We start from the raw sequence: 16,532 nt of genomic DNA, 5'->3' as shown, positions 1-16,532 counted from the left end.
AAAAAACTGTAAAATGAGTTTTTCGCTCTTTTAACATTCATATTTTTAAAATATTATCTGATGACACTAACGGAACATTGTGCATTTTGAGCCATATAACTAGCTTGAGAGCCAATAAATAATTTCTTTGAATTACTTGGCGTATTCGTTTTTGAACCGCAAATTAGAATATCCGGTTTAAAATCTGGAATAACCTTCTCAACAATTTCAGAACCTGGTCTACCAGCAGAAACAATTGCTTGTACATTTTTAACGCCAAAATCATGCGCCTTATCTACATAGCGTTCGATACTTTCTTCAAGTAATTTTTTATTTTCTTTGATAACAACTGGTGACATAGAATCAAAAATATTCATATCACCTGTCTCTAATATTGAAACAATCCCTAAAGGAATTTGTTGTAACTTAGCTAACGCTACCGCATAATTAAAAGCTAAAATTGATGATTCAGAATCATCCTCATCTATGGCAACTAAAACGCGTTTAAAAGTTACCGGTGTTATGTCAAAGTCCAACTTTTCTAATCTATTATTCATATCGTCACTCCTCACTTGTTTTGTTGCCATTATTGATGATTTTACTTACGCCAGTTACTTGGGCTCCAAAGCTGCCCTTCCATTGAGCCATGCAAGCTCTCAATTTCAACTGACTGATCTTTTAATAGCGCAATTGTAGCTTCAATCAATAATTGGTTTTCTTCTGTTTCAATTTTTTTAAGCTCAGCAATTGTCCAGTCAACATTTCCATCCATTTTAATCACTCCTTTTACTCATACAAACGTACCATAATTAGATTAATAAATTGAATTTAATGCTTACTATTTTCCAAGGCGATGATGAGTTTTGCTAACTGTTCATCACTTGCAGCAAAACTTATTCTAAAGTAGCCCTCACCAAATTCTGTGAATGCACTACCTGGAACAACAGCTACCTTTTCTTTCAGAGCAAGTTGCTGACAAAATTCAACTGACGTTAATTTTAGTTTTTTAGGTATTTCAACGAATAAATAAAAGGCGCCATCTGGTTTAATTAAATTATAACCTAATTTTTCTAAGGCTGTTACCAATCTATCACGACGAATATGATAAGCATCTCTCATTGGTACACTATCTTGCTTCCCATTTTTAACAGCTTCAAGTGCAGCTACTTGTGATAAAGTTGCCGCGGTCGTTACGTGATATTGGTGGACCTTTTTCATAGCATTAATTAATCGTTCTTCAGCTAATACAAACCCAATCCGCCAACCGGTCATTGCATGTGATTTAGACAATCCCATTATTAAAATTGTCCCTTCAGGATACAAATTAGCCATGGAAATATGCGGTTGTTCATAGGTTAACTCGCAGTAAATTTCATCGCTCATCACCCAAATGTCATGTTTTTTCAAAACATCTTTAATAGAAGATAACTCAATTTTACCATAAGAAACACCGGTAGGGTTAGTTGGATAATTAAATATAAATCCAACGATAGCTTTATTCTTATTTTCCTGCAATGTCTTTTCAATAAGCTCTGCCGTTACCCTAAAGTTCGTCGTACGTGTATCCATAAAAATAGGTTTAACGCCTTGTAACTGCATTAATGGCAAGTAAGCTGGATAACAAGGAACTGGTACTAAAATGTAATCTCCTGGTGTTGTTACCGTCTTTAATGCTGTAGCAATTGCCTCAGTTGCCCCAACGGTCACTAAAACATTCTTTGCGTCATAAGCCAATTCAAACTTTTCATTATAATAATCAGCAGTTGCCTGTCGTAATTCTGGATTACCAGCTGAGGCTTCATAATGTGTTTGTCCGTTATCAAGCGCTGTTTTTGTAGCGTCCATAATATGTTGAGGTGTGATGAAATTAGGTTCACCTAACGTTAACTTATCGATACCGTCTATTTTGGAGACCCATTCATCAAATCGACGAATACCTGATAATTGTATCTGATCAGCTACTGTATTTATTTTGATCATTAAGACACCTTCTCCGAATTAGAATGAATCTTAATTATACATCAAAAAAATAACGATTTATAAAAATTCTTATAAATCGTTATTTCAACTTATCTAAACATTGTTTTCGTTGCTTTTGCCAAAACTTTTGGCATTTTTTCATAATGATGTAATGGTGTTAATTGCGTATCTGAAATTCCTAAGAACTTATACACAGCAATTTGTGCACAACGGAACGAATACTGTTCTGTAAAGACCATATCAAATGGCATTTCTGCAAATTGACTAATAAAGGCCAAATTCTTTGAATGTTCAGGTACAACGTCAGGACGATCACCAATTGCGCGACGGTTAAATAAGGCACTCGCATATGGCATATAAACAGGTATAACATTAACAACACTATCCATAATTTCATCTGTACGTTGGCTAATATTATTCGTAGCTGTATCTGTTTGAGCCAAATGGCCTAATAATTCTTCTAACATTTCGCGACCAGTCATCTCGATAAATGGTTTTTGAACAAAATCACCCTTGCGACGAGGATATAAACAGTAACCCCAGAATACAGTCTCATTTTCTTTTTGAGCATGGAAATGAGGTTGATGATGAACCACGATTGATAATAAATTATTACTATCAACCCAGGTATTCAATGCATTACCAGGTTCTTGTTGTGTAATCCGTGCAATTTCATTTACTGCTAAATGATTATCAGTTGTGACTGTAAAACTCATCCATTCACTTTGTTGACGATCATTAAAGAATTTATCTGGTTTACCTAAGTTATAGAAATGTTCAGTAGCTTGTTTCCATAATTTAGCACTAGGTGCATAGTCCATATTTTCCACAATCGGTGTATCAATATCGCCCATTGATGAACTATCTGTAATTGAACCATTCGTATCAAATACTAAATCGCCATCATTAATAATGATTTCGCCGACTTTATTATCATTATCGACTTCTTCATATTCAAGACCAGTGACAACAATATCGTCACGTAAAGCTGTATCTTTAAATTTAAATTCAGTTATCTTACGGTTATCCACAAAGGTTACACCACGGTCTGTAAGATATTTACGCATTGGTAAAATAATACTTTCATATTGGTTATATGGTGTTCTTGTAACACCTTCCAATGTGTTAATACGACTGAATTCAAGAATCATTCGGTTCATATAACGACGTAATTCCATTGCTGAACTTTCCTTTTTGAAGGCAAAAGTTGTTTGCCACATATACCAGAAATTAGTTGTAAACATGTGTGGACTATTTTCAAACCATTTTTCAATACTGATATCATTAATCTCTGATTCCTTTGATTCAGGCATCGTCATTAATTTTGTTAGTAAAACGCGATCTCGTGTATTAAATTGCATATGACGATAATCATTCTTACCGCCTTTATTTCTAATACCATCCATTTTATCAATTAAGCGTGCAATATCATGCGTTGGATGTGCATGATCAAAATCTAAAATTTCATCTGTAACTGTCTTTCCAGGATTATCCAATGATGGCACTTCTCGAAGAACATCCCATAAGTTTTCATATGTTTCTTCATTCAACATACGACCACCTTTAGCTAGGAATCCTTTTTGATTACTCAAACCTTGGTTACCATATTCAGTCACATAATCTTTAACTGCAGCGCCATCATTAGCACCATGTTTTTCTAAACCAAACATCGTAATTTGGTCACCATGCCAGCCACCATCACGAATTAAATAGATACCTGCTGCTAAGTTACCAACACCTGTACCAATCATATATGCTTTTTGAGTCATAATCTATTCCTCCTTCGATTTTTCGCCTTCACGAATCATTTTAATTAAATGTTCCAAACGGTTTAATGTTTTTTCAGGTGTTAAAAAGTAAAAACGTTTTAATCCTGTTTGTTTATAATCAATAAGTCCCACATTTTTTAAAACTTTCAAATGATGTGAAACTGCCGGTTGTGATAACGCCATGCGGTCAACCAGCTCAGAAACCGTTAACTCTTGCCGTGACTTAGAACCTAGCAAAATAATTAATCGTTGTCTTTTTTCATCTGCCAAAGCGTTCAAAATATCTAGATTGGAAATAAATTCCTGTAGCGCTTCGGATTGCCCTGGTTCTAATTCTTCAGCTTCCATTGTCAATCATCCCCCTATATCTATCTTCATGAATATAATAACACCACGTTAGAATTTTAGCAACCGCTTTCAGTAAACGTTTTAATTTACTGCCTAATCTTTTTTATTCATCTTAATTTGAATTCATTTAAATAAAAAAAGTGGCTCTCTACATTAGTAGAAATCCACTTCACCTATCTTACATTTTATCCATTGTTTCATTTAATAATTCATCAACTTTATTATTACCTTCATTATCTGCATGACCCTTTGTCCATTCAAAATCAACATTAGTGAAAGCTGGTATTAATTCAGCAACTTGTTGCCAAAGTTCGACATTAAGTACTGTTTGACCATCCGCTTTTTTCCAATTTCGACGTTGCCAACCTACTAACCAATTTTTTTGAATTGCATTCAAGACATACTTCGAATCTAATATAAATACGACGTGTTCTTCTCGTAATCCTAAATCAATTAATTTTTTCATAGCTTGAAGAAATGCCATAATTTCCATATGATTATTAGTTTTACCTTTTTCACCATCTGTACCAGAAAAGGTCTCACCCGGTGTTTTAATATAAAAAGCCCATGCCGCAGTATCTTCTGCTAGGACGTGACCGCCTAATTTATTACCATGATTTCTCGAACCACCATCAGTCCAGACTTGAATTGAATCTGAAGTTAAAGTTACGGATTGATGAACTGCTGTCGCACTTTTTTTACTACCTGTCGCTGTTGGTCTAGGTGCCCCATCATCCATCCAATTTTGGGCTTCATCTCGCGTTTCAAATCCTTTGTATCGTGCCCCATCGTATCCATTAACCAACTTTGCCACATCAGGCCATTTTGTGAAAATACCCGTTTTACGTCCTTTATATACTGCATAAAAATTCTTAGCCAATTTAAATCACTCCATTAGTCAGTTTATTGATTCTTTTATTGTAAGCTAAAAGGCACTAAAAATATATTTAAATAAAAAATACTCATTCTAAAGTATGCAAAAAAACCACCGTTCTAATCAACGGTGGCCATCATTTATTTAACTAAATTATGCTTTTTTTGCTGCAACTGCTGCGTCGTTAGCTTTGCTTTCTTTTAAGAAAGTAGCAAGTTCTTGTTGTTTACGACGACGGTTCTTTTTGTTTGGAGTATTAACTGGACGACGATCGTTACCGACACCTGTATGGTTGTTTGATGACATTTCGCAATCCCCCTTTCTTACAATCTCTTAATTTTAAACTGTATTCAGAAATAATTCAAGTTAATCATTAATTTCTTATAATGGACTCAAAAAATTAAGTTCATAAATAAAAAAAGATAACCGGCAGTAAGTCGATCATCCTCTATGAATACTGCTCAGGTAGGGATCGAACCTACGACATCTTGATTAACAGTCAAGCGTTCTACCGCTGAACTACTGAGCAATCTTTATAATTCATTTCTGTCTATACTATTTTATACCATAGGTTAACCTATTTTGTAAAGATATTTTTGGTAATATTTACTCAATATGATTGTCTTTTAATATCGCATTCAAATCATTTTGAGCTTCTTCTGTTTTATGCCACTCTTGATATTCAGTAAATGCTTCTAGTGGCATTTCAAAATTTTGATTAATATATTTTTCATAATTAATAACGTGTGATGATCTGGGAATATTTAACTGTAGAATACGGACTTCTTTCAATAAATCTCTTTGAACTGCAAGTTCTGCTCTCCCATTTTGTACCATGTTCGATAATTCAAAATATTTAGAACCATCTTTTCTAGTAATTTCTTCAATTAATGATAAAACTTCATGACTTTTCATATTGAACCCAACTTTCTACATCTATTCTCTTAATTAAGTATAAACACATTTGACAATAAGTACAACAAGCACAAAAAAAGCCACTACATCGCAATAGTGGCTAGCATAAGAGAGAAAGAGAATTGATAAAGGTAATTCATATACCTTACAAACTTAAGATAACATCAAATGTAAGCGTTGTCAATAGTTTGTATTAAAAAAGTGCTGTCGAATGATCTACGCCAACACTTTCCTATTATTTCGTATTATCTGGATGAACAATACTTGTTGGGTTCTCAATAATATGACTTATTGAATGCCCTGATATATTTACTAAACTAAAGAATACCACAGCGACTAAAATCACAGCTGTTAGCACCTTACTTGGTTTAGACATTTTTTCATTTAAAACAGAGCCATAGAAATCCTTTTTTACCTTTTCGGTAATAACTTGCTTTGAAACGCCTAAATTTGCTTCATCAGCACTTTCTTTGTCTACTTGGTTAATAAGATAGTCATCGATACTAAACGCTTTTTGAGCCTCTTTTTGTTTCTTTTGGTACGCTGTTTTTTCTTTTTTTGATAATTTTTTAAACCAATCAATATAAGCTTTATATTTAGTGACAACTTCTTTAGTAGGACCAACTTGTTTTAAATCACCATATTGGATCCATGCGACACGATCGCATAGCATTTCAATTTGTTTTAATGAATGACTAACAAAAATAATTGTTTTTCCTTGTTCTTTAAATTCGTTAATTTTATCAACACATTTTTGATAAAAAGTATCATCGCCAACTGACAATGCCTCATCAATAATCAAAATATCAGGATCAATATGCACGGCAATAGCAAAGCCTAAACGAGATTTCATCCCACTAGAATAGCTTTTAACGGGTTGATAAACAAAATCACCTAAATCAGCAAAATTAATAATTTCATCTAAAATATCATCAATTTGTTGGTTAGTTAGACCCTGCATTAAACCTTTTAATCGAATATTTTCTAATCCGGTTAGTTGGCCTCTCAATCCAGCGCCGATAGCAATAATAGAAGTTTCTCCGCGAACATCTACAATACCGGTTGTTTGTGGAATAATCCCCGAAATAATATTGGATAACGTTGATTTACCTGAGCCGTTAACGCCAATTAAACCAAGTGTTTCTCCACTCATAACATCCATCGAGATTCCTTTAAGAGACCAAAAATGAGGTACCGTCGTACTTTTAAAAGAAAAGAATGATTTGATATGTTCAGATTTTGTTTTAAATAAGTCATATTCTTTTGTGACATTTTTTACTCTAATTTTATAATCGACCATTTTTTCAACTTCCTAAAAACGTATTTTCTTACAATTGTCATCATGTTACTAGACTTACTATCAGCCGTCAAGCAAGCACAAAACACAAATAGAACCAATCCATTTATTTTAACGCTTTAAATGAATTAGTTCTACATATGGATGATAATTTTATTTATTTTTTAATAAACTTGCAGCTGCTTCATCAACAATGACAACTACATCATCATGATTTTGTAAGAAACTTGCAGGTAGGTCTTCTGTTATAGGGCCTTCAATCATTCCCTTAATAGCTTCTGCCTTACTTTCACCAAAAGCTTCAAGTAAAATCTTGTGCGACTTCATGATTGATCCAATACCCATTGAATAAGCATATTCAGGAACATCATTTTCGTTATCAAAGAAACGTGCATTTGATTTGATCGTTGACTCCGTTAAATGAACTTTATGTGTCAAGCTATCTTCAGCTGTTCCAGGTTCATTGAATCCAATATGACCATTTTTACCAATACCCAAAATTTGTAAATCAATTGGATTATCTTCAATAATTTTGTCATAACGTTTTGTTTCTTTTTCTGAATCACTTTCAAGACCATTAGGTAAGTAAGATGTCTTAAATGGTTTTTTACTAAATAAATTTTCATTCATAAAGTAACGGTAACTTTGTGAATCTTTTTCACCTAAACCAACATATTCATCTAAGTTAACTGATGTTGAATCCGTAAAATCTAAGTCACTGGCTGTAATTGCGGCATAGGTTGTTAATGGTGTGCTTCCTGTAGCAAGTCCAAAGACTTTAGCATTTGCTTCTTTAGCAGCTTTAAAAATTTCGTAGCCTTTTTGGCCACCCTCGTTTTGGTCTTTAACAATAATTAATTTCATTTGATTGTCCTCTTTTCAATTATTTATTCCTCTAATTGGTATAGTCCAATAATACAATATCATTTTAAAAAAAGCAATAGGTCTATACCAAATAATAAACAAAAAAATGATACTACCCTTAAACAGGTAATATCATTTCTTCAATCTATCTTATTCGACAGTAACACTCTTAGCTAAATTACGAGGTTTATCAACATCATAGCCACGGTTTAGGCTTGTATAGTAAGCCAATAATTGTGCAGGCACAATACTTACTAACGGTGTTAATAAGTCAGAAACATCTGGTAATACAATTTGATCACCCTCGTTTGCTAATGTCTCTGTTGAGATGATAATTGTATTTGCTCCACGAGCCAAGACTTCTTGAACATTGCCTCGTGTATGACTTGCAGTCGGTTTATCAGTAATAATAGCTACAACTGGTGTGCCTTCTTCAATCAAGGCAATAGTTCCATGTTTTAATTCACCAGATGCAAAACCTTCCGTTTGAACATAAGAGACTTCTTTTAATTTAAGTGCAGCTTCAATTGAAACATCGTAATCAATACCACGACCAATATAGAAAGCGTTACGCGTTTCACTTAAGAATTCTTTCGCTAAGTCATTAATTGAGTCTTTATCATCAACCATAGCTTGCATAGCATTTGCAACCATTGTTAATTCATGATAAACATCAAAATTAAGAGCTTTTGTTTGTTTTGTAACTGTTCCTAACGCTTTTGCTAAAAGTGCTTCAACGGCAATTTGAGCTGTATATGCCTTAGTTGAGGCAACTGCTATTTCAGGACCAGCATGTAATAATAACGTATATGTTGCCTCACGAGAAAGTGTAGAATTTGCTGAATTTGTAATTGTTAAACTTGGGTACATCATTTCGTTAACTTTTACAAGAACCTGACGGCTATCAGCTGTTTCACCACTTTGTGATAAGAAAATAAAGAATGGTTTTTCTGAAAGTAATGGCATATGATAACCAAATTCTGAAGCAACATGTACTTCTGTTGGTACATTAGCTAAACCTTCAAATAATTCTTTTCCAACTAATCCGGCATGGTAACTTGTCCCTGCAGCAACAATATAGATGCGATCAGCAGCTTTCATTGCGTTTAAAATACTATCATCAATTTTAACAGTTTCTTCATTTTCAACATACTCACTCAATAAACGTCGCATAACAGCTGGTTGTTCATCGATTTCTTTTAGCATGTAGAATGGATATGCGCCTTTTTCTGAATCGCTATCATCCATTTCAACATGATATGAATCACGTGATACGGCTTCACCAGCTTTATTTTCAATTTCAATAGAGTCAGGTTTAACAATAACCATTTCACCATCCATGAGTTCAATGAAGTCATGTGTTTCTTTCAACATTGCCATGGCATCACTGCAGACAACATTAAAGCCATCCCCAACACCAATTAATAAAGGACTCTTATTCTTAGCCACAAACAATGTTTCTGGTTCTTCACGATCCATCATCAAGAAAGCATATGAAGAACCTTCAAGTAATGATAAAACTTTTTTGAATGCTTGTTTAGCAGTTAAATTTTCTTTATTTGCAAAATATCCAATTAATTGAACAACAACCTCAGTATCTGTTTCACTAACAAAATTTACGTCTTTTAAATATTGTTCTTTTAACTCAGAAAAATTAGTGATAACGCCATTATGTACAAGGTAAAAGCGGCCATCTTCAGAAACATGAGGATGGGCATTAAATTTACTTGGTACGCCATGTGTTGCCCAACGCGTATGTCCAATTCCAGCAGTTCCATGAACCTTATCATCAATGGCCGACTTCAAATTCGAAATACGTCCAGCCTCTTTAACAAGGTAATCTTCACCCGTTTTGTTATCAACAAAAATACCGGCTGAATCATAACCACGGTATTCTAATTTTTCCAAACCATTAATTAAAATTTCAACAGTATTCGTTTTTCCTGTTACGCCAACAATTCCACACATAGTTTATGTCATCCTTTTTTTAAATGTATTTTTTATTATTATTTTAAAATTGGTATAGATGTTTAAAAAACAAGTAACCCTTATCAATATCTATTAATATACCTTTCTGATATTTTTTTGTCAAGAATTAATATATTGGTCTATATTTTAAATCAACTTTAAAATAAAAAAAGAGTCATTTGAATTTTCATTCAAATGACTCTTTCGCTTAATTTCTAAACGCCCATTTCAGTTTGAACTGTTTGCACAATTCGATCAACATAAGCTTTAACTTCTTTTTCTGTTGGTGCTTCGGCCATAACACGTAATAAATTTTCAGTTCCACTAGGTCTCACAAGAACTCGGCCATCGCCGGCCATTTCTGCTTCAACTTCTGCAATACTATCTTTAATTTTTTGATTATCTAATGCAGCTTGCTTATCTGTCACTCTAACATTCACAAGTTCTTGTGGATAAGTCTGAACAGCTGCAGCTAATTCAGATAACTTCTTGCCTGTTTTCTTCATAACATTTAGCAATTGAATAGCAGTTAGCATCCCATCACCAGTTGTATTGTAATCTAAGAATACAATATGTCCAGATTGTTCGCCACCAATGTTGTAACCGTCAGCACGCATTTTTTCAACAACATAACGATCACCAACTTGTGTTTTAACTGATGTTAAATCAGCTGCTTCAAGTGCTTTGTATAGTCCAATATTACTCATAACAGTTGTCACAACTGTTTCTTTTTTCAAGCGACCACGTTCATTCATGTATAATCCACAAATGTACATAATTTTATCGCCATCAATAATATTACCTAATTCATCAACAGCAATACATCTATCACCATCGCCATCAAAAGCAATCCCGGCTTCAAGCTTATTTTCAACTACAAATTTAGCTAATCCTTCTGGATGTGTTGAACCAACGCCATCATTAATATTTAATCCATCAGGCGAAGTTGCCATTGTTTCAAATTCAGCATTTAAATCAGCAAACAAACGTGAAACAAGTCCACTTGTTGCGCCATTAGCTGAATCAATTCCAACATGAATTCCTTCTAAATCATCAGGAATTGTTTGTTCCAAAAATTGTGTATATTTCAGTACACCTTCTGGATAATCTGCTAATACTCCAAGGCCTTCACCTTCTGGTCTTGGCAAATCATCAGAATCTTTTTCTAATAAAACTTCAATTTCTTCTTCTTGTTCATCAGATAGTTTATAACCATCCGCACCAAAAAATTTAATGCCGTTATCTTGAACGGGATTATGTGAAGCTGAAATCATAATTCCAGCAACTGCATTTTGGGCACGTACAAGGTACGCTACACCAGGTGTTGAAATAACGCCTAATGAGAGTACTTCAATCCCAACTGATAATAACCCTGAAATCAAAGCTTGTTCAAGCATTTGACCAGAGATTCGTGTATCACGCGCAACAAGCACTTGTGGTCTATCGTTATTTTCAAGTTGTGCATGCTCTGATAGAACATACCCACCTAAACGTCCCAATCTAAATGCTAACTCAGGACTTAGTTCTTTATTTGCAATTCCTCTAACACCATCTGTACCAAAATATTTCATTATTTTCTCCTCACTAATTAATTAATTTAATGCGTTCGTTGATTCACTTGAACTACTTGAACTATCAGAACTTGTCGATGAAGACGAAGTAGCACTTTCACTACTTTCTGAACTGGTTTCAGAGCTCGTCGATGTCTGATCAGTTGTTGTTTCACTACTTTCAGTTTTTGATGCTGCGGTTCCACCAGAAGCACTAATTTTTACTTTAACAGATTCTGGATTTGATGAAATTAAATTATTCTTATCCAAATCGATACTAATTGTTTTCGTAACGGAATCACTAATCTTATTAATTGGTACCACAACATCAAGTTTACTTAATTTGCTTAAGGTTGATTCTGTACCCGTTACCGTTACTTGTTTTGTATCACTTGAAAACTTATACGTCTTCCCAGATACGCCAGTTCCACTTGAAACAAAATTCAAAGGTAATTTTTTAGTGGTTTTAGTACTCTCAACCGGTATTGTAACACCGACTGTTGATGGGGTCATGACGACATTTAAAGTTTTACCATTTACATCTAAGGCCTCAAGTAAGACTTCTTGTGAAATTGTTGACTTGATCTGATTGCTGCTGACATTTACTTGTGCAACCACTTCTGAAATAGCATTCACATCGCCTTCCGCACCGGATGCAGAAATCGTATTATTATCTAAAACAGGCGTCCCACTCTTATACCCTTGCGCTAAACGACGTTCATTAAATTTCACCTGAATAGGGAATGTCGTTGTCTTACGTTTTTGTATATTAACAGAAATTGTAGCGGGACTAATTTTATAACTAATTTCTTTGTTTAATCCTTCTGCTTGTAACTTAACAACATGTTTTCCAGGATTTAAACCCTTTAAATCAGCAAACACTCTAAAGTTTTGTGTATTCACAGTTGTTGTAATTAAAGCGCCAGGACCGTCCAATGTTAATTTTACATTTTTAGGATATCCAGTAATAAAGTATTTATCACTATCGGCCGTAATTTGTAGGCCAGCCTCAATCGTTTTTGATTCATTTGCAACTAGACTCGTTGTTTTTGAATCGGAAAAATTATTTGTATTTGCTAACTGATCATAATTAACATAAACAAATAATAAAATTGCTAAAATTAAAGAGGTTCCAATAAAAAATGAGCGACTATTAAAAAATTTATTTAGATTCATTTTTTATCCCCCTTACGCCCGAAATGTTCAAAAAATTCCCAGAAAGGGTTGTTCTTTTTAGGTTCATCATCTTTAATTAATTCAGTATTCAATAATTTAAGGTAATCTTCTTGTGATAAATCACGAATAAGTTCGTTATTTCGCGTAATTGTCACTGAACCTGTTTCTTCTGACACAACAATCGTAATTGCGTCGGTTACTTCACTGATACCTACTGCAGCACGATGCCGAGTTCCTAATTCTTTTGGAATTAAGTTACTTTCAGATAATGGTAAGTAAGCCGCCGCAACAGCTATTTTATTATCTTTAATAATTACCGCGCCATCATGCAATGGTGTATTGGGAATGAAAATATTGATTAATAATGCACCCGTAATTTCAGCATCTAATGCAATTCCGGTTTCAATATAATCTTCCAATCCAGTGTTCATTTGGATAGTAATTAATGCCCCAATTCGACGTTTTGACATATATTGAATAGCTGAGTCTAGTCCAGCAATCATATGTTCTTCGTCTTTGTTTTTCTGTTTACCTCTTGAAAAAAATGATCCACGACCAAGATGTTCCAATCCACGTCTTATTTCCGGTTGGAAAATAACAACCATGGCGATAACACCCCAATTGATAACTTGATCCATAATCCAAGATACAGTTTGTAGCCCAACGACCACACTAATTAGCTTAATCACAACAATAATTATGATTCCTCTAAAAAGTTGAACCGCTTTTGTTCCTCGTAAAAGTACCATGAGTTCATAAACAACAAACCAGACAACGATAATATCTAGTATATTGACCATATGCCCCCACGTTACAAGACCACCCCAGTTAATGGACATCACTCGGCCTCCTCTATTTTATTAACCGTTTTATTATACCACGTTGTTAGATTTGTTTCCTCATCCCGCCATATTTTCTATTATCTACCGGATTATTAATTTGATTTCATCTCATTTTTTGCTACACTGAAGTTACTATAGAAAAGGATGACCATTATGATAAATACAAATGTAAAGCACGGTATCAGATTATTTTTTATATGTTACTTAATTATTATTTACTTATTCGTTTACAACCAACAATCACCTTTTAATTTTTTACTCTTAAATACATTTTTAGGTTATCTGCCAATTGAATTAGCTTTTCACATCAAAGATAAATTATCAAATACTTATTTTTGGCTGTTAACAGCAGCTTGGCTATTCTTTTATCCGAACGCGCCTTACCTATTAACTGATATTTTTCATTTAAGCTTACTGCATCCCTATGACATAATGACAGGATTAATTAAATTAGATATTCATATGTGGCTAAACTATACTTATTTGTTGGTAAGTACCTTATCATGTACGTTACTTGCACTCGTTGGATTTTCTCAAATTGCCGACCAAATTAAAGAACGACTACACTTAACACCTTATTATTTTCGTTATGTCGTTATATTTGGCCTAACTATTTTGTCATCTGTCGGTGTCTATATTGGTCGTTTTTTAAGATTACACACTGTTTACCTACTAACATCACCAAAATTAACATTAAAATTGATTGCCGATATGTGGACAATTAAAATGTTAGCTTTTGTCGTTTTACTAACAATAGTCCAACTAGTTATTATCATTTGCTTAGAAGTCTATAGAAAAACAATAAAATAGGTGTAACTCGCATATAAATTGCGAGTTACACCTATTTTTTAGTCCTCTTCAGAAAGCATAATAACATTTTCAGAATAATTAATATATTCACGTAAACTTGACGCTAATGACCATGTAATATAGCCTCGTTCCATCAATTCCTGCATCGCAGAACGTTCAGCCGCAATAGCCTTTAATCTAAGTTGGTAACTTTGTTCCTCAGATTCGGCTTGATTAATATTTTTGGTCCGTTTTAATGTTTCGATACGATTACGATAATAAACAATCAAATGATACATAGCTTGCTGCTTAAATTGTTGATTGCCATCATCAGATTTTTTAACATACGTTGATAGTGCTTTAATAGCTGCTTTTGCTAAAGCTTTTTCTATATTTCGTCGTTCATAAACCATTTTTAATTCTTTTTCAGAATAGAGTGTCCGTCTCACAACCTTACCTAATTGAACAAAGGCATGATTAATATTTCTAACCGTTACAAATGAGATTTTCCGATTATTAATTTGACCTAATTTCGCTTTTTGTTTCATAATTTTCTTACTAATAATTGAATAGTTTTTATTACTAATAGCCTGCTTTAATCTCATTTTATCTAACGCTTCGAGTTCTCCATCTAAAGCAATTCGCCTAATGTCTGCTTCTTCCTCAACAATTTGGCGTAATCGTTCATCATCCTGATCAGAAAACTCAAGTCGACGAATCATAAATTGATATTCTAAAATTAATTCATAGGCAACTTTTTGATTAGATTCTCGTCGTTCAGATTCCAAGCGACTAATAGCAACTCGCATAATATAAATACGAGCTTGCTTTTCATTGAACTGCGTATCTCCGCTATCACTAGTTATGATAGCATCCTCATCTTCAACTAAAGTAGCATCAGGAACCTCATTACTGGTTTTCATTATTCCTTTTTCTTTAGTTAAAAGAGGTAATATCAAAATTGCGGCTACTAAACTTAAAATAATCACGCCACCAGCAATAAATAACATTAATGAACGCTCTGGAAAAGCAGCACCTGTTTTTATTATCGTTGGGACTGTTAACACACCAGCCATTGTAATTGCACCACGAACACCTGAAAATCCTGATATTAACGCAATACGCCAACTTGGCTTTGCCTTATTTTTTGATTTATTTTTCTTAGAAATTAATAACATATTAATATACGTCCAAACAACACGAATCACGACTAAAAAGAGCCAGACGACAAAAACATCAATAATAGCCGAAAGAGTACTACTATTGTTATCTTCTAATGTCTTTGACATCGCAATTGGTAATTCAATTCCAAGAATAATAAACACAAATCCATTCAGGAGATAAACCACAATTTCCCAGGTTTTTTCAGTTACTAACTTAATTTCAGGTAAGTACGTCGCGAAAGTATTCTTACGCATACTAGAGATAACGCCAGCGACAACTACCGAAATAACACCTGATGCATGCAAAAATTCTTCCGTAAAAAGAAAAATGATGAAAGGTGTTAAAATTTGTAATATCGTATTAAAAACAACATCATTAATCCCTTGCCTCATTAAAAAATCTCGTATTGTTGAAATCAGCAACATTAACACTGCTCCCGAGATAAAACCAACAATCGCAATATACGTAAAATCACCAAGCGCCTGTCCAAATGAAAAATAGCCAGTAACCGCAGCAGCAATCGCGTATTTAAAGGCAATTAATCCACTTGCGTCATTAATTAAACTTTCACCACTAACCAAATTTAAAATATTACTTGGTAATTTTGCTTTTTCAGCAATCGATTGCACAGCAACTGGATCCGTTGGTGACAAAATAGCTGCCAGTGCGAATCCAACTGCTAATGGCATTTTTGGAATCAAAAGATGAATGAAAAATCCAACTACCACAGTTGTTAAGAAAACCAATAATATGGCATTCGCAAAAATGGAACCTCTTAATTTCCACAATTCACGTTTTGGAAATTTTCGACCATCATTAAATAATAGTGGCGCAATAAAGAGTAATAAGAACCAATCTGTTTCTAACTCAATTGAGACTTTAAAAATTAAGGCAACGACAAAGCCTAATGCTATCTGGATCAATCCAACGGGTATTGAAACCAGATAATGACTGATAACATTTGATAGTAAAACAAGTGCAGCTAAAACAATAACCGATTCAAGTAGCGGCATTTAC

At 33.8% G+C, this 16,532-nt stretch carries 16 protein-coding genes and 1 tRNA gene; 1 reads left to right on the top strand and 16 read right to left on the bottom strand.

Annotation, left to right across the window (positions count from 1 at the left end):
- Positions 1–53: 53 nt before the first annotated feature.
- The 15 genes from AC1RPV_RS05100 to cdaA form a co-directional block, all read right to left on the bottom strand.
- On the bottom strand, positions 54–536 hold the full coding sequence (locus AC1RPV_RS05100; protein WP_481761421.1) for a universal stress protein: 483 nt from the start codon (positions 534–536) through the stop codon (positions 54–56).
- Between the two features lie 41 nt (positions 537–577).
- Positions 578–751: a hypothetical protein gene (locus AC1RPV_RS05095; protein ID WP_409022253.1), complete on the bottom strand. Its 174-nt coding sequence runs from the start codon at positions 749–751 to the stop codon at positions 578–580.
- A 56-nt stretch (positions 752–807) separates the two neighbouring features.
- Positions 808–1,959 (bottom strand): aminotransferase class I/II-fold pyridoxal phosphate-dependent enzyme, encoded by a 1,152-nt coding sequence (locus tag AC1RPV_RS05090; protein ID WP_481761422.1) that lies wholly within the window; start codon positions 1,957–1,959, stop codon positions 808–810.
- An 89-nt stretch (positions 1,960–2,048) separates the two neighbouring features.
- The gene (locus AC1RPV_RS05085) at positions 2,049–3,728 is read right to left on the bottom strand and encodes an oleate hydratase (protein WP_481761423.1); all 1,680 of its coding nucleotides are present in this window, start codon (positions 3,726–3,728) and stop codon (positions 2,049–2,051) included.
- A 3-nt stretch (positions 3,729–3,731) separates the two neighbouring features.
- Positions 3,732–4,076 carry an ArsR/SmtB family transcription factor gene (locus tag AC1RPV_RS05080; RefSeq protein WP_409022250.1) on the bottom strand — a complete coding sequence of 115 codons (345 nt, stop codon included), beginning with the start codon at positions 4,074–4,076 and terminating at the stop codon, positions 3,732–3,734.
- Positions 4,077–4,254: 178 nt separating this feature from the next.
- Positions 4,255–4,956 (bottom strand): ribonuclease H family protein, encoded by a 702-nt coding sequence (locus AC1RPV_RS05075; RefSeq protein ID WP_481761424.1) that lies wholly within the window; start codon positions 4,954–4,956, stop codon positions 4,255–4,257.
- 147 nt (positions 4,957–5,103) lie between these two features.
- Positions 5,104–5,256 (bottom strand): hypothetical protein, encoded by a 153-nt coding sequence (locus AC1RPV_RS05070; protein WP_409022248.1) that lies wholly within the window; start codon positions 5,254–5,256, stop codon positions 5,104–5,106.
- Between the two features lie 151 nt (positions 5,257–5,407).
- A tRNA-Asn gene (locus AC1RPV_RS05065) sits at positions 5,408–5,479 on the bottom strand.
- A gap of 77 nt (positions 5,480–5,556) precedes the next feature.
- Entirely contained in the window at positions 5,557–5,865 is a 309-nt protein-coding gene (locus AC1RPV_RS05060) for a hypothetical protein (protein ID WP_409022247.1), read from the bottom strand.
- Positions 5,866–6,100: 235 nt separating this feature from the next.
- On the bottom strand, positions 6,101–7,165 hold the full coding sequence (locus AC1RPV_RS05055) for an ABC transporter ATP-binding protein (protein WP_481761425.1): 1,065 nt from the start codon (positions 7,163–7,165) through the stop codon (positions 6,101–6,103).
- A 150-nt stretch (positions 7,166–7,315) separates the two neighbouring features.
- A complete protein-coding gene (locus tag AC1RPV_RS05050; RefSeq protein WP_481761426.1) occupies positions 7,316–8,026 on the bottom strand; it encodes a glucosamine-6-phosphate deaminase in 711 nt (236 codons plus the stop codon).
- Positions 8,027–8,176: 150 nt separating this feature from the next.
- Positions 8,177–9,994, bottom strand: a complete 1,818-nt coding sequence (glmS, locus tag AC1RPV_RS05045; RefSeq protein WP_481761427.1) for a glutamine--fructose-6-phosphate transaminase (isomerizing) — start codon at positions 9,992–9,994, stop codon at positions 8,177–8,179.
- Positions 9,995–10,209: 215 nt separating this feature from the next.
- Positions 10,210–11,565 (bottom strand): phosphoglucosamine mutase, encoded by a 1,356-nt coding sequence (glmM, locus tag AC1RPV_RS05040; protein ID WP_409022243.1) that lies wholly within the window; start codon positions 11,563–11,565, stop codon positions 10,210–10,212.
- Positions 11,566–11,586: 21 nt separating this feature from the next.
- Entirely contained in the window at positions 11,587–12,720 is a 1,134-nt protein-coding gene (locus tag AC1RPV_RS05035; protein WP_481761428.1) for a CdaR family protein, read from the bottom strand.
- Positions 12,717–13,559: a diadenylate cyclase CdaA gene (gene cdaA, locus AC1RPV_RS05030; protein ID WP_409022241.1), complete on the bottom strand. Its 843-nt coding sequence runs from the start codon at positions 13,557–13,559 to the stop codon at positions 12,717–12,719. The genes AC1RPV_RS05035 and cdaA overlap by 4 nt, the downstream gene beginning before the upstream one ends.
- Before the next feature lie 156 nt (positions 13,560–13,715).
- On the opposite strand from cdaA, the gene AC1RPV_RS05025 reads away from it, so the two are divergent.
- Entirely contained in the window at positions 13,716–14,372 is a 657-nt protein-coding gene (locus AC1RPV_RS05025) for a DUF1361 domain-containing protein (protein WP_481761429.1), read from the top strand.
- 38 nt (positions 14,373–14,410) lie between these two features.
- On the opposite strand, the gene AC1RPV_RS05020 is transcribed toward AC1RPV_RS05025, so the two are convergent.
- Positions 14,411–16,528 (bottom strand): cation:proton antiporter, encoded by a 2,118-nt coding sequence (locus AC1RPV_RS05020; RefSeq protein ID WP_481761430.1) that lies wholly within the window; start codon positions 16,526–16,528, stop codon positions 14,411–14,413.
- Positions 16,529–16,532: the final 4 nt, after the last annotated feature.

This window comes from Dellaglioa sp. CoH-55-MRSF-9 (genome assembly GCF_056782155.1).
The sequence above is the reverse complement of the archived record's forward strand: the minus strand, read 5'-3'. Positions and strand labels throughout refer to the sequence as shown.